This window comes from Georgenia sp. Z1344 (assembly GCF_057652375.1).
Map to the genome: position 1 here is coordinate 1,836,623 of NZ_CM172728.1, position 18,673 is coordinate 1,855,295.

Annotated in this window: 12 protein-coding genes; 3 read left to right on the top strand and 9 right to left on the bottom strand. The window is 73.7% G+C overall.

The genetic code is table 11. The features are described from left to right. Positions 1–17: 17 nt before the first annotated feature. From AC24FB_RS08310 to AC24FB_RS08350, 9 genes are all read right to left on the bottom strand, one after another. A complete protein-coding gene (locus tag AC24FB_RS08310; protein ID WP_487560158.1) occupies positions 18–1,760 on the bottom strand; it encodes an HNH endonuclease in 1,743 nt (580 codons plus the stop codon). A 719-nt stretch (positions 1,761–2,479) separates the two neighbouring features. Continuing rightward, positions 2,480–3,550: a hypothetical protein gene (locus AC24FB_RS08315; RefSeq protein WP_425713879.1), complete on the bottom strand. Its 1,071-nt coding sequence runs from the start codon at positions 3,548–3,550 to the stop codon at positions 2,480–2,482. Beyond that, entirely contained in the window at positions 3,547–4,806 is a 1,260-nt protein-coding gene (gene ilvA, locus AC24FB_RS08320; RefSeq protein ID WP_425713878.1) for a threonine ammonia-lyase IlvA, read from the bottom strand. The genes AC24FB_RS08315 and ilvA overlap by 4 nt, the downstream gene beginning before the upstream one ends. A gap of 127 nt (positions 4,807–4,933) precedes the next feature. Continuing rightward, the gene (locus tag AC24FB_RS08325; RefSeq protein WP_425713877.1) at positions 4,934–5,884 is read right to left on the bottom strand and encodes a copper resistance CopC family protein; all 951 of its coding nucleotides are present in this window, start codon (positions 5,882–5,884) and stop codon (positions 4,934–4,936) included. A 103-nt stretch (positions 5,885–5,987) separates the two neighbouring features. Next, positions 5,988–7,586 carry a DUF2079 domain-containing protein gene (locus AC24FB_RS08330; protein ID WP_425713876.1) on the bottom strand — a complete coding sequence of 533 codons (1,599 nt, stop codon included), beginning with the start codon at positions 7,584–7,586 and terminating at the stop codon, positions 5,988–5,990. Beyond that, positions 7,583–10,648, bottom strand: a complete 3,066-nt coding sequence (locus tag AC24FB_RS08335; protein WP_425713875.1) for a lysylphosphatidylglycerol synthase domain-containing protein — start codon at positions 10,646–10,648, stop codon at positions 7,583–7,585. The genes AC24FB_RS08330 and AC24FB_RS08335 overlap by 4 nt, the downstream gene beginning before the upstream one ends. A gap of 46 nt (positions 10,649–10,694) precedes the next feature. After that, positions 10,695–12,122 carry an SPFH domain-containing protein gene (locus AC24FB_RS08340; RefSeq protein ID WP_425713874.1) on the bottom strand — a complete coding sequence of 476 codons (1,428 nt, stop codon included), beginning with the start codon at positions 12,120–12,122 and terminating at the stop codon, positions 10,695–10,697. Continuing rightward, positions 12,115–14,163 carry an SPFH domain-containing protein gene (locus AC24FB_RS08345; RefSeq protein ID WP_425713873.1) on the bottom strand — a complete coding sequence of 683 codons (2,049 nt, stop codon included), beginning with the start codon at positions 14,161–14,163 and terminating at the stop codon, positions 12,115–12,117. Before AC24FB_RS08345 ends, AC24FB_RS08340 begins: the two co-directional genes overlap by 8 nt. A gap of 230 nt (positions 14,164–14,393) precedes the next feature. After that, complete coding sequence (locus AC24FB_RS08350) at positions 14,394–15,893, bottom strand: hypothetical protein (protein WP_425713872.1); 1,500 nt, start codon at positions 15,891–15,893, stop codon at positions 14,394–14,396. Positions 15,894–16,053: 160 nt separating this feature from the next. Between AC24FB_RS08350 and AC24FB_RS08355 the strand changes: the two genes are divergently transcribed. From AC24FB_RS08355 to AC24FB_RS08365, 3 genes are read left to right on the top strand one after another with little or no spacing between them, the layout of a single operon-like run. Further along, positions 16,054–16,509: an ArsR/SmtB family transcription factor gene (locus tag AC24FB_RS08355; protein WP_425713871.1), complete on the top strand. Its 456-nt coding sequence runs from the start codon at positions 16,054–16,056 to the stop codon at positions 16,507–16,509. Then, positions 16,469–17,551, top strand: a complete 1,083-nt coding sequence (locus tag AC24FB_RS08360) for an SRPBCC family protein (RefSeq protein WP_425713870.1) — start codon at positions 16,469–16,471, stop codon at positions 17,549–17,551. Before AC24FB_RS08355 ends, AC24FB_RS08360 begins: the two co-directional genes overlap by 41 nt. Positions 17,552–17,582: 31 nt before the next feature. Then, positions 17,583–18,599 carry a Ppx/GppA family phosphatase gene (locus AC24FB_RS08365; protein ID WP_425713869.1) on the top strand — a complete coding sequence of 339 codons (1,017 nt, stop codon included), beginning with the start codon at positions 17,583–17,585 and terminating at the stop codon, positions 18,597–18,599. Positions 18,600–18,673 lie beyond the last annotated feature (74 nt).

The window sequence follows — 18,673 nt, forward strand, 5'->3', positions numbered from 1 at the left end:
GTGTGGGCGTGGAGGTGCTAGTCGGGAACGAGTTCGTCTGCGCGGTCCTGTTCCTGCTTCCGTTCCCGTTCCCGTTCCCGTTCTCGTTCTCGCTCTCGTACTCGTTTGCGTTCCCGTTCTCGTTCTCGCTCTCGTACTCGTTTGCGTTCCCGTTCGCGTTCGGGAGCGCGATTGTTGGCCACGCGGGCGGCAATGCGATCCTTCATCTCCCGGTACTTCTCGGGGGAGATCTCTGGCGCGGGTGTGTGGCGGTAGGGGAAAGGAGAACGGGGGACGGTGTACCGGTGGCCGGTCGGGGTACGCACCTCGTGGCTGCCGTCGGGGCTTGTGGTGTGGTGCCACTGGGGGTTCTGCTTGGCGTAGTTGCAGGTGGCGCAGAGCCCTGTGCCGTTCTCGGCCGTGGTGCGTCCGCCGCGGGCATGGCTGGTGGTGTGGTCGGCGTGCTCGGCGGGGTTGGAGCAGTAGGGAGTCCGGCAGGTGTCGTCCCGGCTGAGGATGAGCTGTCGGAGGCGGCCGGTGAAGGCGCGGGAGCGGGACTCGGTGGTCAGCACGCCGCCGTGGGCGGGGTCGGTCCACAGTCGGGTGAACCAGACGGAGCCGGCGTCGCGGACCTGGTCGCGGGCGATGGCGGCGGGGAGCGGGCCGACGCCGGGGATCCAGGCGGGCTCGTTCCCGCCGACCAGAGTGCCGGCGGGCATGACGATGTTCAGCTCGATGTCGCGGGGTTCGGTGACAGCAGTGCCGGTGACGTGCTCGACGAGGAGGTCGGCGGCGATCTGGTGCCGGGTCCGGCCGTCGGCTGCCCCGTCGTTGGTGATCGCGTGGGCCTGGGTGACGAGGGAGGCGTGGACCCGGACGGCGTCGGCCATGGGGAGATGGGCGGTGACGTAGGCCATCGAGCCCTTTCCACCGCGGATCGTGACCCGGCGCTGGGCGGCTTCGTGCTTCCGGCGGGCGCTCTCGTGCTCGGTGTCGAGCTCCATGGCGTGCTTGCGCGTGTGGGTGTGGGCCTGGTGATCGCTCATGGTGGGCAGGTCGGGGGCCAGCCGGGCATCGACGTCGCGCCGGTCGGCGGGGTCGAGGCCGAACGTCTCGCGCATGACGATGGCCGCCCGGTGCTCGGTGACCTGGCCCTGTTCCATGAGGTCGAGGGTGTGGGGGAGGTCCTCGTCCAGAGCCCGGGCTAGAGCGAGTGCTTGTTCTCCGCGACCGCCGGTGGTGCGGCGGGCGAGCGCGATCTCCTGCGCCAGGCCGGCGCCCTGTTTCGCAACCGGGACACCTCTGGCGCGCTCGGCTTCGATGCGCGTGTGTCGCAGGTCCGCGGCAGCCCGGGCCTGGGCGGCGTGGGCGGCGGCAACGAGCTCGTCCAGGGCGGTGATCTGCTCGATCGCGTCGGCCTCGTTATCGCGGCGGAGCCCGACCAGCGCGTCGCGCATCGCGCGCACGTCCGTCGCACCCAGCACCGGCAGCGCCGAACCTCGTGCGTCTGTCGAGCCGGCGTCCTTGGGATGGTCGCCCGTGCTCGTGCTCGTGCTCGTGCTCGTGCTCGTGCTCTTGCTCGTAATTATTCTGCCGCTGCCGCTGCCGCTGCCGCTGCCGCTGCCGCTGCCGCTGCCGCTGCCGCTGCCGCTGCCGCTGCCGCTGCCGCTGCTCGGTGGGAGCGGTGGCTGCCTGGTTGCTGTCGGCGAGTCCATGACGGTGACCGGAGCCGACGAGGGGGTGGCAGTGGTGGTGTCGGCGTCGGAGTCGTGGGTCGTCATTGCTGCTGCCTCCCTCGTCGTCGAGCCGGAACTATCCGAACGCGTGTTCGAACAGTCTTCACTCTACCGGTATCAAACGACACATGGAAGGACTCAGCGTAAATCTGTGGACAGGCTGGTAATAGACCTGCATGTAGAGGCATTGACCGCAAGCAAACAGCAGTATCGGGGTGTGACCGGGGGACCGCCCAGCGGCGCAAAGGTCCGGGAGTGTGGCGCGGTGGTGTGGCCGTCCAGCGCGTCGAGGTCTGGGTCTGCGGTGCGGCGGCGTGGAGGTCTGGGTCTGCGGTGCGGCGCCGCGGAGGTCGCGAGGGTGCGACGTCGCGGTGCGCGCAGGCGCGGACGTAGAGCACCCGAGGCGCGCGGCACGCCGACGAAGAGCGGAGCTTTGGCCTCGTGGGGGGCGAGGTGGCGACCTGTGAGGTCGCGCCGGCTTGCGGTAGGTGCGCTTCGGCGTCGTGTGCGGTGAGGTGGCGACCTGGGAGGGTGCGCCGGCCTACGTGGGCCGCGCCGCGGCGTCGTGCGATGTGAAGGGCCCGTCAGCGAGAGCGCGCCAGGTGAGACGCGTTGCGACGACGTGGGAGGCGAGGTGGCGACCGCGAGGGCGCGCCGACGTGCGACACCCGCGTCAGGCCGTCGTGGGAGGTGAGAGGACCGCCCGCGAGGGCGCCACGCGCCTACGGGACCTGCGCGACGAGTCCTGCGCTAAGAGACCCGAGCTACAACCCCGTGCGAGGCGAGACGACCCCAGGCATCTCGACCCCGGGCATCTCGACCCCAGGCATCTCGACCCGCAGCCACGCCTCCAGGGCATCGACGAGCCGCACGACCGCACCGACCACCGAGGTGGGATCGGCGGCGGAGGTGAGGACCGCCGTCGTGCGCTCGGAGAAGCCCTCGGGGAGCGAGCGGCACAGCTCCGGCACGCGCGTGCCGAGCCGCTTCTCCCCGGGGTGCGGCACGCGGTTGACAGCGAGCACGACGTCGTGGACGACGGCCAGCAGCTCGGCCACGCGATGGTTGAGTGCGACGAGGTCCTCGCGCGCCGCTGCGGTGGCGATCTGCGCGGGGAAGCTCGTGATCGTCCCGCGCACGAGCGGCCAGCAGTGCCGCACGACGGCCGCCCGCAGCTCCTCCGGGTACTCCGCCAGCGCACGCTCCCGGGCACGCGTGACCCACCCGTCGGGGTCGGCCACGGGCAGCCAGTGCCGCACCGTGTGCCAGTGCGCCGTCGTGTACCCCGCGGACGGTTCGTGGCGCTCGAGCACGGCGTCGAGGCGGTCGGTCACCCGGCTCGTCTCCCAGAACATGACGTCGAGGTCGGTGCCGCTCGCGTGCGTCCACACGTCGGTGACGTCCCAGTAGCGCTGGTCGAGGTCGAGCCGGCGCGCACCGCCGAGCGCCTCGACGACCGCGCGGCGCAGCTCGACGGGCGGGGGCCCGCCGTCGGAGAGGACGTACAGGTCGACGTCGGAACGCGCGTCCTCCTGACCCGTCGCGAGGGAGCCGCCGGCCGCGACCCCGACGACGCCGGGCAGCGCCGCGTATGCCTGCGCCGCGGTGATGACCAGCCGCGTGGTGGGGGAGAGGCCGGAGGCGGGCGAGGTCCCGTCGGCTCGGGAGCCGCCGACGTCGGGGGCGGACCCGTCGGCCGGGGAGGCGCCGACGTCGGGTGCGGGCCCGTCGGCTCGGGAGCCGCCGTCGTCGGGTGCGGACCCGTCGGCTGGGGAGCCGCCGACGTCGGGTGCGGGCCCGTCGGCCGGAGCGGCGCCGTCGGACGCGGTGTTCACAGCAGCATCCCCAGCACGCCGCTCCCGAGCGTGAGCCGCTCGATCCGCATGTGCGAGCGCTCCATCCGGTCCTCGAGCCCGGCGCGGTCGGAGGCGCGCGCGAGGTCGATGCCGACGAGCGCGGGGCCGGTCTCCCGGTTGTTCTTCTTCGTGTACTCGAAGTGGATGATGTCCTCGTCGCCGGTGAGCGTCTCCTCGAGGAAGCTCCGCAGAGCCCCGGGCTCCTGCGGGAACGTCACGAGGAAGTAGTGCCGCAGCCCCTCGTGGATCGCCGAGCGTTCGACGATCTCGGCATACCGCGACACGTCGTTGTTCCCGCCCGAGACGATGCAGACGACCGGCCCGGCGTCCCCGACCTCGACGAGCCCGTTCGCGACCGCCGCCGTCGCCAGCGCCCCGGCCGGCTCGGCGATGATCCCGTCGGTCTGGTACATCGCGAGCATCTCGGTGCACACGGCGCCGGTGGGGACGGAGATGATGTCGTCGACCAGGTCGCGCGCGATGTCGAAGCCGACCTGCCCCGCGCGCGCGACGGCCGCACCGTCGACGAACGCGTCGACCTCGGGGAGCCGCACCGGCCCGCCCGCGGCCAGCGCCGCCTGCATCGACGCCGCCCCCTCCGGCTCGACGCCGACGATCCGCACCCCCGGCACGCGGTTCTTCAGCGCGAGCGCGACACCCGCGAGAAGACCGCCACCACCCACGGGCACGACGACGACACCCGGCCGCTCGCCCCGGTCCGCGCTCTGCTCGGCGATCTCGACACCGACGCTGCCCTGCCCCGAGATCGTCAGCGGGTGGTCGAACGGGTGGACGTAGGTCAGGCCCTGCTCGGTGACGAGCTCGCGGGCGCGGGCGTCGGCGTCCTCGAACGGACCGTCGACGACGACGGTCGTCACCCAGCTGCCGCCGATCTCCGCGATGCGGGCGCGCTTCTGCCGCGGCGTCGTGCCCGGGAGGACGACCGTGCCGTGGATCGACAGGCGCGCGCACGCGAGCGCGACGCCCTGCGCGTGGTTCCCGGCCGACGCGCACACGACCCCCGCGGCGCGCTGCTCTTCGGTGAGCCCCGCCATCACCGTGTAGGCGCCACGGACCTTGTACGAGCGGGTCAGCTGGAGGTCCTCCCGCTTGAGGAGGACCCGGTGGTCGACCGCCTCCGACAGGCGCGGGTTCGTCTCGAGCGGGGTGCGGCGCACGACGGGGCGCAGCAGGTGCGCGGCCCGGCTCACCGCGGTCGCGTTGGGAACGTCCATCCCCCCATCGTGGCACCGCGCCGGGGTCGGCGGCGTGGGCGGTCAGCGGGTGGCTGGCGCCGGCGACGGTGGGTGGTCAGCGCGCGCGGAGCGGATGCGTGCCGTGGGTGGAGCGGGTGCGCGAAGGTCAGAACACCTGGTCGTCGGACTCGTCGCGGCGGTCCTTGGCGTCGGTCTCCTTGCCGCGGTTGCGGACCGCGAAGAACCACACGGCGGCCGCGACGGCGACGACGAGCGCAAGACCGCCGATGATCCACGCGTTGCGGCTGCCGGGGAGCCAGGAGTCCTCGTCGGAGCCGGCCTCGTCGGAGCCGTCGCCGGCGTCGTCGGAGGAGTCATCGGACGTGTCGTCGTCGGCCCCGGCGTCGTCGGACGTGGTCTCGCCGGAGCCGTCGGCGGCGGCCGCGGGCGCAGAACCGGTGTCCTGCGCGTCGTCCGCGTCGTCGTCAGCGCCGTCCTCGCCGGCGTCGTCGTCGGAGCTGCCCGCCGCGCCGTCGGTGTCGTCGGCGTCGTCTGCTGCGTCGTCGTCAGCGCCGTCCCCGTCAGCCGCGCCGTCGCCCGAGGTCTCGACGGTGAAGGGGAGCTCGCCCTCGATGCGGTGCCCGTCGGAGGAGATGACCGACCACACGAGCACCTGCTCGCCGGCCTCGACCTCGGGGAGCTCCCAGACGGCGTCGCGGCCGTCGTACTCGGGCTCCTCGAGCTCGATCTCCTCGCCGCCCGGGCCCTGGAGCACCGCGACGGCGCCGCTCGAGGTGAGGTCGGCCGAGAAGGTCAGGACCGCCTCCTCCGGCGCCTCCGTGAGCGTCGCGCCGTCGGCGGGGTCCGACTCGACGAGGGTGTCGTGCGCGAGGGCCGGCGTGGCCGCGAGCCCGAGGCCGAGCGAGGCGAACGTGGCGACCGCGACGGCGCGCACGGCCAGGGCTCGCCGTCGGGGCGAGGTCCGGGAGGCGGCCGTGGCGCCGTCACCGCCCGGTACGTCGTGCCTGGTCGCTGCGCCGCCCCCGCCCGTTGCGCCGTGCCGGGCCGCCGGGGAGATCGACGAGGTCGTTGCGGTGCGGGCGGACGGGCGTGACATCGGTGGGTTCCTCCTCGACGAGCCGGCGCCCGGACTCCGGACGCTCGCCCCCACCATAGGACCGCGGCCCTCCGGTGCGCCGCGAGGTCCGTGCGCCGCCACGTCAGTCGCGCGGCCCGACCAGCGCCGCGACCGCGTACCCGAGCTCGTCCTGGACCACCTCGAAGTCCCAGCCCGGGAACTCGCGCTCGGCGACGACCTCGACGTCCTGATCGCCCGGCTCGCGCCGCCACGTGTCGAGCACGACGGCGTCCGGCACGGGGTTCCCCTCGTTGCCGATCCAGTGCACGTCGGTCGTGGGGACGAGGTGCGCGAGCAGGAAGATGTCGCCGACGACGAGCGGCTCGTCGCCGTGGCGGGGCGTGACCGCGCCGGCGGCCGCGACGGCCGCGTGCGCCGCGTCGATGCGCATGCTCGGCTCCGGCGGCCCGTCCCCGAACGTGGTGACGAGCGGGAGCGTCGGCCACACCGCGAGCGTGCTCGCCACCGAGGCCACCACCGCGACCGACCGGGCGAGGTCGGGCCACTGCGGCCGGCGGACGACGTCGATCAGTGCCGCCGCCACCACCGGCATGAGGATCGCCGAGTAGTGCCACTCCCAGCCCCAGTAGTACTCGACGTTGCCGACGAAGCGCCACGCGAGGGTGGGAAGCAGCAGCCAGGCCAGCGGCGAGCGGACGCCGACGATCCCCGCGGCGAGCACGAGCAGCACGAGCGTGACCACCTTGACCGGCGGCCACAGGATCGTCACGACCGTCGCGAACCAGTCGGAGTGCTCCTCGCCGATCCGCCCGACGTAGTCGTACTCGCCGCCGGGGTTGAGCAGGGGAAGGATGACGACGACGGCGAGCACCACCCATACGACGCCCCAGATCGTCAGCACGGCGCCGATCCGGCCGTCGCGGGTGTCGAGTGCCGTGGTCGTGCGGGTGACGAAGGAGCGGGCGCGCTCCCGCAGGCCGGGCGGCGACGAGGTGCGTGGTTCGGCCGGCGCGCCGGGCCGTGAGTCGGACAGGGCGGCTTGCCGAGCAGGGGGTTCGTCGTCGGGCGCGTGGTCCGACCGATGCCCGGGCGGCGCCGCCCGCCACACCAGCACGAGGCCGAGCGCGGCGACCGTCAGGCCGAGATCCTCCTTGACGAGCACGAGCGGCGCGGCCCACAGCGCCGTGGCGAGCGCGCGGCCGCGGAGGAACGCGGCGAGCGACATCGCGACCAGCGGGACGGCGAACGCGATCTCGTGGAACTGCGCGAGCACGGCGCCCTGCAGCCCCCACGAGAACGCGTACCCGACGCCGAGGACCGTGCCCACCGCGCGCCCCAGCATCTGCCGGGCGACCGACGTGATCGGCACCGCCGAGAGCGCGAGCAGCACCGCCTGCGTGACGAGCAGCGTCCACCCCGACGGGTGCAGCCGGTAGAGCGGCCCGAGGAGGACGAGCAGGGGGTGGAAGTGGTCGCCGAGCAGGTTGAACCCGTGCCCCTTGATGTCGACGACCGGCGGACCGCCCTCGCTGTACGCGCGCGCGAGCTGGGTGAAGATCCCGAGGTCCCACGACGGCGTCGCGACGTCCCGCCACGCAGGCCATGCGAGGGCGACGTACGCGAGCGCGGCCGCGGCCGCCACGAGCCACGGCACGAGGTGGTCGTCCCAGCGGCGCGGCGATGACCCGACGGGCCGGCCGCGCTGCGCCCGACCCGTCACACGAGGTTCTTCCGCCGCAGGTAGGTCAGGGCGCCCCAGCCGATCGGGACGCGGCCCCACATCGTCAGCAGCCGGTAGAGCAGCGCGACGGACAGCGCCGTGGCAGGCGGGATCCCCGCCACGGTGAGGCCGCCGGTGAGCGCCGCCTCGACCGGCCCGATGCCGCCCGGGGAGGGGATGAGCGCGCCGACCGAGTTGGAGACGAGGTAGGTGAGCGCGAGCGTCGTCAGCGGCAGCGACTCGCCGTACGCCGCGAGGCAGAATCCGAACGTCGCCACGTAGAACGCGGTGAGCAGGAGGTTGCCGGACACGCCGACGATCAGCCGCTGCGGGCTCGAGACGAGCCACATGATGCGCGGCCCGATCTGCTTGATCGTGGGCGCCGTCTTCGACCACACCCAGCGCCGCACCGGCGGCACCGCGAGCGCGACCGCCACGACCACGATCACCGCCCCGGCGCCCCACAGCACCGAGCCGCTCGGCAGGCTGAGCGTCCCCACCGAGCCGGTCGTCAGCCCGACGAGGACGAGCAGGAGGATCGTCGCCACGAACTGGAAGACCTGCACGAGCGCGACCGAGGCGACCGCGAGCGGCGTCGACACCTTGTGCTTGGCGAGGAACCGCATGTTGACCGCGGCCGGACCGATGCCCGCCGGCGCGACGAGCGCGACGATCGCCCCCGCCGCCTGCGCGAGGACGGTCTGCCCGAACGGCAGCCGGTTCGGCGAGAACGCCATGAGGGACATCGCCGCGCCGATGTAGGTGGCCAGGCCGAGCACGTAGGCGATCGCCATGAGGGTGGGGTCGGCCGACGTCAGGGTCGTCCAGACCTCCTGGAAGTTGAGCGAGGTGATGAGGACGTACACGACCACGAGGAGCAGCGTCGTCATGACGACCCGCGAGACCGAGAACCGCGCGAGCTGGATCGGGGGGACGTCCGCCGTCGGGACGAGGGCCACGAGCGTGTCCCGCAGGGAGCCGAGCAGCTGGGGGCTGCGCCGGAGCTCCTGCCGCGTGGAGACCGGGAGGGCGACCCGCTGGAGGACGGGCGCGACGGCGGCCATCTGCTCGCGGGTGAGCGCGCGGCCGGCGGACGCGAGCGCCCGCTCGGGACCGGCGACGACGCCGAGCAGCGCGAGGGTCTGCGCGAGGTCCATCCGGCGGGAGAGCTCGGTGGAGGCGACCTCGCCCGCCTCCCAGCCGACGAGCCACACCGCGCCCGAGCCGTCGACGAGCACGTTCTCGGTGGTGAGGTCGCGGTGCGTGAGGCCGGCGGCGTGGGCGCGGCGGAGCTGGCGCCACACGTCGTCGAGGACGTCGTCCTGGAGGTCCTCGGCGGGCACCTCGTCGATCGGGGTGATCTCGTCGACATGATCCTCGACGACGAGGACCGAGTTCCGCGCCGTCGTCACCGAGGAGATCGCCGGCGTGCGCACCCCGGCCGCCGTCGCGGCGAGCGACATGAGCGACGTGCGCCCCGCGGCGTCCTTGAGCGAGGTGACCGGGCGGCGGTCGATCCCGCGCAGCCGGATCGCCTCCCAGATCGAGGACAGCAGGCCGACGACCTGCCGGTCGCCGTCGAGCAGGCGGAGGTCGTGCCGCGCGCCGGCGGTGTCCCACACGGCGTACTGGCGGCCGGGCGCGGAGTCGCCGCGGCGCGCGGGGTGGGCCTCGGAGCCCACGCGCTCGAGCAGCGCGGGCACGTCGGTCACGGGGTCCGGGCGGATCGTGTCGGTCCCCGCGGCGTCGACGGCCGCCATGAGGGACTCGGCGCTCGGCGGCTCCTCGGCGTCGAGCATGCCGGCGGTGGTGGCTGCTGCGTCGTCGTCCGTGCGTCCGGTCCGTCCCGTCCGTCCGGTGTCGGCGCCGACGCGTCCCGGGGTGGCGGGCTCGATGTAGCCCAGCGGCGCCTCGGTGGTCACCGTGTAGGCCGCGACGGCGGAGCGGCTCGGCCGGTCCATGCGGATGACCGAGACGGCGTCGATGCCCGCCCGGCGCAGGCCGCGCACGAGCGAGGTGCCGTCCGCGCGCTCGTGCGTGACCCCGTCGACGTACCGCACGGTGTAGCCCGCGATCGCGCCGAGCAGGACGGCGATGATGGCGCCCGGCAGGGTCTGCGCTCCCTGGATGATCTCGAGGGCGAGCACCACCCACAGCAGGTTCCACGACCACCGCGCGACCCGGTTCGTGGTCGCCGGACCCACCGCCGTGAGCACGCCGGCGAGCCCCGCGATGAAGGGCGAGAGGACCACCGTGGCGCGGCCGACGCTCGTGATCGTCAGCGACGTGAACAGCTCCGAGCCCGTGAGCGCGTCGAGCAGCTCGAGCGAGCCGAGCGCGAGGCCGACGCCGAGCGCGCCGGCGACGAGGCCCTGGAGGGCGGACCGCCATCGTCGCCGCCAGGCGCGCTCGGCGAGCACTGCGATCGGGACGAAGAATGTCAGCAGGCCGCCGAGCGCCGTGACGGGCAGCTGGAAGAGCTGCCGGAAGAACCCGGTGACGGCGTCCTGCACGTCCTCGGTCACCGCCAGTGTGGTGCCGCGCGCGTAGACCGCGAGGACGAGGACGAGGGCGAGGCCCAGGACCGCGGTGAACAGGCGGAGCAGGTCGACCGGGCGCCGTACACGGCTCTCGAGCGCGTCGACGAGGAGGACCTCGCGGCGCGGTGCGCGGGCGGTCGGCGGCGGCACCGGCGTGCGGAGGTAGACGGGGCGGCCGCTGACCGGGTCGATCTGTGGGCCGTCGCCGTCCTCGTCCGGCGTGACCGCCGTGATCGCCGTGCGGTCACGGGTCTCGTCCGCGGCTCCGGGGAGGGGGACGGGCGCCGGTTCGCCCGAGGGGGCGCGGCTCTGGCTGGGCGCCGCGTCCTGCGTGTGGTGCGCGGCGTCGTCGGCCCCGTCCCGTGCGGCCCCGCCCGCCCGGGGCGCCGCGTCCTGCGTGTGGTGCGCGGCGTCGTCGGCGGGTGTGTCCGGGGTGTCGGGCGTGGTGGTCCCGGCGGGGGATGCCGGACGGCCCGTCGCCTCGGGCACGCTCGTGCCCGGCTCCTCGGCCGGTCCGGTCATGCGGGGAGTCTAGGACCGACCCGCCGCGCCCGCCGGGACCTCCTGATCAGCGGCGACCGCGATCCCGGCCACCCCCGGGGACGTCCCCGGGTCCGTCGAACGGCTCGTCGGCCTGCTGCTCGTCGCCGAGCCGCCGGGACAGGACGGCCTGGGCGGCCCGGGCCATGTCGTCGACGTCGCCCTGGTCGGGGCCGGGCCGGCGCGTGGACGGGTCGGGGCGCGGTCCGCGACGACCCGTCTCCATGCCCGGCAGGATCTGCGCGAGCAGGAGCGTGGAGAGCGCGGAGGTGTCGGTCGAGGCGCCGTCCGTGCGGACGAGGACCGGGCGCGGGGCCTGCGAGGTGAGCTCGGAGCCGACCTCGAGCCGGCGCCGGGCGAGCTCGTAGCCGAGCACCGCGCGGTTGTCCCGGTAGGACGTGGCGAGCTGCTCCTGCGCGCGGGCCTCACCCTGGGCGGCCACGAGGTTCGTCCGCCCCTTCGTCTCGATCTCCCACTTGATCTTCTGGGCCTCGGTCTCCTGCTCCTCGAGCATCTGGGCCACGTTCTTGCGGGCCTCGTTGAGGGAGGCGTTGACCTCGACGATCTTCGCGTCGCGCACCTTCTTCGACCGCTCGATGTCCATGAGGAGCGTGTCGATGCGGCGCTTGCGGGTGAGGTCCCACTCCTTCTCGTACGCCTGGAGCTCCTTGGCCACCCGCTCGCGGGTCGCGATGTGCTGCTGGTACTGCTCGGGCAGCTGCACGTCCGGGATGTTGCAGCCCATGATCTGCACGCCGTAGCGGGCGAGCTGGCGGTTGAGCAGGGCCTGCATGTCGGCGACGTCGGATCCGCGCAGGTCGTGCGCCCGCTCCGTGCGCACGAGCCGCGAGCGCTGGCGGATCGCGTCCTGGACCGCGTTGGACAGGACGAGGTCGAAGTTGCCGGCGCCGATCGTGCGGACGAACTGGATCGCGTCGTGGATGCGGAACTTGAGGAAGAACTCGATCGAGCGCAGCGGGACGGACTCGGCCGTGGGGCAGGCGAGGACGGGTGCCGTGTAGGGGATCTCCGTGCTGACGTCGACCACGTAGTCCACGCGCGTCCACGGGTGCCACAGGTAGTGGCGGCCCGGGCTCAGCGGGGCGGCCGTGATCGCGCCGAAGCGCGAGCGGACGCCGACGGTGCCCTCCTCGATCTCGATGATCGACGAGCGCCACCACCACACGACCGACAGCGCGATGACGAGCGCCCCGACGATCCACAGCCACATCGCGCGGCCGCCGTGGCCGTCGATCGCGGTGAGTACCCCGCCGACGACGAGCCACAGCCCGATGCCCGCGAGGAACAGCCAGCGCAGCCCGCGCTGGTCCTTGGGGATGACGACGGGGACGAGCGCCCCGCGGTCGCCGCCGCGCAGCAGCTGGGCGACGTCGCTCCACGACGCGAGCGACTCCTTGATCGACGACATCGACCGGGCGACGGGTGCCTCAGACATCGCGGTTCTCCTCGGTTGTGTCGGTGGCCGGGTGGTCGGTGGCGGCCTGGTCGGTGCCGGCCGTGTCGGGCGGGCTGCCCGGGCCGGTGGCGGCCGCGTCGTCGGTGGCGCTCGCGCCGCCCCCGCTGCGCACGCGCGCCGCGAGGGCGGCGGCGTCGGAGGCGAACGCGGAGGTCGTGCGGTCCGCGGTGTCGGAGCTGTCGGGGCCGGTGCTGCCGGTGGAGTACTCCTCGGCGGTCCGTTCCGTGCCTGCCGGGTACGGCGGGAGGTCGCCGCCGAAGTCGGGGGCCGGATCGCGCGGTGCGTCGGCGTCGGACCCGGCGGGTGTCACAGGAGCGGCGTGCGCACCACGACGGCGCCGCTCGTCGTCGTCGGGTCTCCCCTCCGCGCCCGGCTCGTCGATCTCCTGCGCGACCGAGCGGCGGATCTCCTCGAGGCGGTCGGCGCCGGGGAGCTCGTCCTCGTCGGACGGGGCGACGATCGCCACCTCGGTCTCCTCCGGCGGCTCGAGCAGCTCGGCGATGCGGTCCTGCCGCTCGGCCACGCGGGACTCGATCGCGGCGGCACGCTCGCGGATCTGGGCGAGCTCGTCCTCGGAGAACAGCTCGAGGTCGCTGCCGCCCACGAGCTCGGAGGCGATCTTGAGGAAGTCGACGCCGCCGCCGTGCTCGCCCACCTGGACGATCTGCGGCAGGGACTCGGCCACCTGCTCGAGGCGGTCGAGGAGGTCCTGCTGGTAACGGAAGGAGAGGATCTCCGGGGCGTTCGCGGCCGAGAGGGCGCGGATATCGAGCGCCTGGGCCTCGAGGAGGGCGGCGTTCGCGTGGGCCGTCGACTCGGACTCGACGAAGCGCTGGCGGGCCATGGCATCCGCGCGGTTCGTCTCGCGCTCGAGGGCGGTGTCCATCTGTGCCTGGTACTTGGCGATGTCCGCCTGGATCGAGCTCAGCGTCTCCCGCAGCGAGGCGAGGTCCTTGTTGAGGTCACCCTCGTTCTGCTCCTTCTTCAGCTGGAGCTCGTACTCGTAGGTGTAGGCCTCCTTCGCCACGCGGATCATCTCCGGCGCGCCGAGGTCCGCCCGGTACTCCGCGCTCGAGGGCTCGGCGTGCGTGATGTTCGCGTGCGTGAGCTCGACCGCGGGGCGGAACTGCTCGTTGAGCTGGTCAAGGAGGATCTGCGTGGACTCACCGACCAGGTCGTAGATGTCCGCCGCCTCCTGCTCGTAGATGAGCGAGCGCGTGGTCTCGGAGATCGCGTTGTTCAGCTTGTCCTGGAAGCCCTGGACGGCGCCGAGCACGAAGATGAACTCGCGCGGGTCGTTGATCCGGAACTGGAGGAAGAGGTCGACCGAGGCCTGAACCCCGGAGCGCGTGGGCGCCTGGTGGATCGGCGCGTTGAAGGGATACTCGCGCGTGGTGTTGACGATGTAGGAGACGCGGCGCCACGGGTTGAGCAGCGTGACGAGCCCGGGCCCGACCACGCGCTCGACCTTCCCGAACCGGGAGATGAGCGCCTGGCAGCCGTCCGGGACCATGACCATCCCCGCGCGCCACCACAGGAACAGCGCGAGCGCGAGCAGCAGCACCCAGTAGTGGATGCCGAACAGCGTGGTCGCGAGTCCGCCGGTCAGTCCGCCGTCGCCGGCGATGCGGGTGACGTCGACGACGTTCGTCGCCGCGAGGAGCCAGTACCCGACCGCGCCGACGATCGCGAGCACGACGACGGGGACGAGCGCCCGCACGCGACCGCCGCTCGGCATGACCATCGGCGTGATGACGTGGACCGGGCCCGACGGGCCGTTCTCGTACTCGGACCGGTTGAGCGTCTGCCCGGCGTCGTTGAGCGAGGACCGCTTCGACGTGATCCGCGTGCCGACGCCGCCCGTGGTCTTCGCCGTGCTGAACGCGTCGATGTCGACGCTGAACGAGTCGGAGCCGCCGCCACCGAGTGCGGTCGCTGCCTCCTCGACGCTCTGCAGGCCCTGCTGGGCCTTCTGCGCGAGGCCGCGGGCTCGCCCGACCCAGCCGCTGTCCTGTGACATGGGGTACCTCTCCTGGGGAACCTGGACCGGGGGTGGGCCCCGGCGGGTTCAGTGTCCCAGGAGAGTGCGGCGCGGGTCACGGTCCGAGCGGGGAGATCGGCCCGGGTGCATCGCCGTGCGTTCGGAGTGTCGACGTCGTCCGACGGCGCCGCTCGCCCCGGGCGCATCGCAGTGCGTCCGGAGCGTCGACCTCGCCCGACGGCGCCGCTCGCCCCGGGCGCGTACGCGCCTCAGTCGGTGGTGCCGGCGGAGAGGTGCTCCTGCCACCAGTCCGGGATGTTCTCCGGCGCGCGCGGGTGGCGCTCGAGCTCGAGGCGGTAGTCGGTCTCGGCGGGCTTCGTGCGCCAGGTCGGCTGGATGTCGTGGTCCGTGGCGAGCTTGACCGACCCGGCGGGCTCGACCGTGATGACCGCTGTGAGCCACGCGCCCTTGCCGCCGTTGTCCGCCGAGTCGACGCGGAGCTTGGCGACCGCCTGCGCGACCTCCTTGGTCAGGCCCGTCAGGGTGACCTCGGTGCCGTCGGCGGTCGTGGCGCCGGAGCGGATCTCGCCGCGCGTGCCGAGCATGACGGCGACGAGGCGGGCGCGCTTCCAGTCCGCGGGGACCACGTCGACCATGCCGCGCACGATCGTCTGCAGCTCGGCGCGGTGCTTGACGGCGGGGTGGGAGTCGTCGGCGCCCTCGGGCGTACCGAGCGAGACCTGCGTGTTCGCGCCGGCGACCGAGTGCGGGGCGGGCGTGGCCGAGGTTCCCGACCGGCGCTCGCGCTGGTACTCCTCGCCCTTGGCCAGCTGCTCCTCGGTGGCCCACTGCTTGGGGATGCGCTGCGCGTAGACGACGTCGCTCAGCTCGTCCCACTCGACGGTCTTCTCGTAGACCCCGGCGTCGAGCTTGTCCATCTTGTGCCGCTCGTTGACGTTGGCGTCGCGGGCGATGGAGAAGATCCGGGCGCGGCGGGTGCCCTGCGGGTCGACCTGGTCGTCGACCACGCGGACCGGCACGCCGTTCCAGCGGGCGGTGCAGTGCATGGAGAACAGCTCGTCGACCTCGGAGCGGACGACCTGCTTGGCCCACGTCCCGGCCTCGGTCATCGTGAAGCCCTGCTCCTCGGCGTCCTTGCTCGGCGAGACGAGGGTGATGAGGGAGGGCTTGTTGTCGTCGTCGAGCCGGACGTCCGCGGCCCAGGCGGTGCCGTCGACCCGCGCGACGTAGCCGACGAGCTTGGACGGCACGGCGGTGGCGAAGAGGTCGCCGGCCGCGTGGTTCTGCCAGCCGTACGCGGGGCCGTGGTAGGTCCCCAGGTGCTCCGGCTCGGCCTGGCCGGGCAGGAAACGCCAGAGGCGGGCGCCCACGGTGAGGCGGTCGTGCTCGATCCACGCGAGCGGGGCGCGGACGTCGCCGACCTGGCTGAACCCGGAGCCGTCGAAGGGCTCGCGCTCGAGGAAGTTGCCGCGGACCTTGGCGCGCTCGGCCTCGGTGCGGCCGCCGGTCGCCGGGACCATCTGCCAGGTCGGGGACAGCGGGACGTGGAGGACGTCGATGGGCTGGTCCGGCGAGAAGGGCGAGCCGGTGAAGCCCAGGGCGTGCAGGCGGAACAGGTCCTCGGTGTTTCCGAGGGTGGCGACCTCGGCCGCCGGGACGACGAAGCCGGAGACCCGGTCGAGGCCCTTCTCGAGGTAGACCTTCGCCATCGCGGGGGTGACGGCCTTCTGCAGGACGAGCTGGGACATGGGGGCCTTCCGGGTCGGGATCCTGGTGGCAACGGTACGTGAGTCGGCGGGGGCCGGTGGGTGGTGCTCGGGCGGCTCGGTGGTGGGCGGGCGAGCATTCGGCCGCGGATCGGCAGTTTCAGGCATTGCTGATATCAGTCAGCACTGATATAAATGGCGCGTGGACGCCTTCGCCCTTCTCGCCGACCCGGTCCGACGCCGGATCGTCGAGGTGCTCGCCGACGGCGAGAGTGCGGCCGGCGAGGTCGGGGCGCTCGTCCAGGGCGAGTTCGGGATCGGCCAGCCGGCCGTGTCCAACCAGCTGCGCGTGCTGCGGGAGGCGGGGGCCGTCCAGGTCGAGGCCCGCGGCTCCCGGCGCATCTACCGGCTCGCCGACGGGGCGTTCGACGAGGTCGACGCCTGGGCCGAGCGGTACGCACGCCTGTGGCCCCAGCGCCTCGACGCCCTCGAGACCGAGCTCGCCCGTGGGAGGCGCGACTCGCGGGACGCCGACCGGCAGAGCACCGGCCGCACGTCCGACACGCACCGCCGACCGACCATCCACCGGAACGCACGCACCGACAAGGAGACCGACCGTGGACCAGAGCATCGTCCGGGCGCTGACCGGACCGCGTGACCAGCCCGTCCTCACCTTCGCCCGTACCTACCGCGCCGGCGCAGCCGACCTGCGCGACGCCTGCACGGACATCGGCCGACTCGCGCGCTGGTTCGGCACGGTCACCGGCGACCCGGCCCGCGTGGGCGACGCCTTTGAGGCCGCCCTGTCCGAGGACCCGGACGACCGCGCGACCGGCCGCGTGCTCAGGTGCACGGACGACGAGGTCGCGGTGGAGTGGGCCTGGCAGGGCGAGGCCACGAGCGTGATCTCCGCGCGCTTCCGGGAGGTCGACGCCGACCGCTCCGAGCTCACCCTGCGCCACGAGCTCGCCGAGCCCGGCCACGCCGTGGGCTACGGCGGCGGCTGGGAGCAGGTCCTCCAGTCGCTCGCCCGCGCGCTCGGCGCCGTGGAGGAAGGTGCTGCCGGCGCGGTGGTCGCGAGCGACGAGGTTCAGGGCGCGAACCTCCCGGGCGGGGAGGTCGCGGGCGAGGGCGTTCCGAGCGACGACGAGATCGAGGCCGCCGCGGTGGAGGTCTGGCGCACGATCACGCGAGCGCCGCTCGAGCTGGGACGCGCCGTCGACGCCGACCCGTCGCGCGTGTGGACCGCCCTGGCCACGGCCGACGGCCTGCGCAGCTGGTGGTGGAACCACTGGGACGACGTCACCGTCGAGGCGGACGTGCGGGTGGGCGGCGCCTACCGGATCGAGGCCCCCGGCGCGGGGCTCGTGCTCGACGGGCGCTACCTCGACGTCGAACCCCCGGCCGCCGGCAGGCCCGGCCGCCTCGCGATGACTTGGCGGTGGGCCGACGCCGACGGCACGAGCGCCGACGAGGCCGTGGAGATCCGGGTCGAGCACGGCAGTGGGGAAGCGGCCGGCAGCGCCGAGGCTGCGGTGGTGGCCGGCGGGCCGGCCGACGGGAGCGATGCGCGGGGCGGCGGGCCGGGTGGGTCGTTCGTCGTCGTGCGGCACTCGGGACCGTGGGCCGACGACGCGCCCGCGTCGAGCTACCGGCAGGGCTGGGAGTTCACCCTCGGCGCGCTCGCCGCGGCTGTCTGATCGGCGCGGCGGTGGGGACTACCGTGTCGGGATGCGCCTGGGAGTCCTCGACGTCGGATCCAACACCGTGCACCTCGTGGTGCTCGACGCCGTGCGCGACGCGCGGCCCGACCCGGAGTCGTCGGACCGGTCGACGGTGCGGCTCATGCAGTACCTCACCGACGACGGCACGATCGACGACGACGGCGTCAAGGCGCTGAAGAAGGCCGTCAAGCGGGCCCGGAAGGCCGCCGAGAAGTTCGGGTGCGAGGAGCTCGTCGGCATGGCGACCTCCGCCATCCGCGAGGCGCGCAACGGTCCCGAGGTGCTGGCCAAGCTCGAGAAGGCGGCCGGCGTGCCGCTGCGGGTGCTCAGCGGCGACCAGGAGGCGGAACTGACGTTCCTCGCGGCGCGGCGGTGGCACGGCTGGGCGTCGGGGCGGCTGCTCGTGCTCGACATCGGCGGCGGCTCCCTCGAGGTCGCGCTCGGCATCGACGAGTCGCCCGAGTACCGGGTCTCGCTGCCGCTCGGCGCGGGCCGGCTCACCCGGCACTTCCTCAAGACGGACCCGCCGGAGAAGAACCAGATGACCACCCTCCAGCGGCGCGTGGACAAGCTGCTTGCGCCGGTCGCGGCGGACCTCGCCGAGCTGCCCGCCCCCGACCACGTGGTCGTCACCTCGAAGACGTTCCGCTCGCTCGCGCGGCTCGCCGGGCACTCGCAGGCGGTGATCGGGCCCGAGGAGCGGCGCCGGATGGCCCTGCGCGACCTCCAGGACTGGGTGCCGAGGCTCGCCCGCATCCCCGCCGAGCAGCGGATGGAGCTGCCCGGGATCACGCCCGAGCGCACGCACCAGATCGTGGCCGGGGCCGTCGTGGCGGAGTCGGCGATGCGGCACCTCGGCGTCGACCGGGTCGAGGTGTGCCCGTGGGCCCTGCGCGAGGGCGCGATCCTGCGCCGCATCGACCACATGTCCGGGCCGGAGAACGGGGACAACCTCGCTCCCGTCGGTGGCGGCGCCTCGGCCGGGGGGCCGCCCGGGGGCGCGCTGCGGTCCTCGTTCGTCTGAGCAGGGGTTCGGAGGCGCGGCGAGAGACCGGCGTCCGTGGCGCCCGGCCGGTGGTATCGAGTTCGGTGACGAGT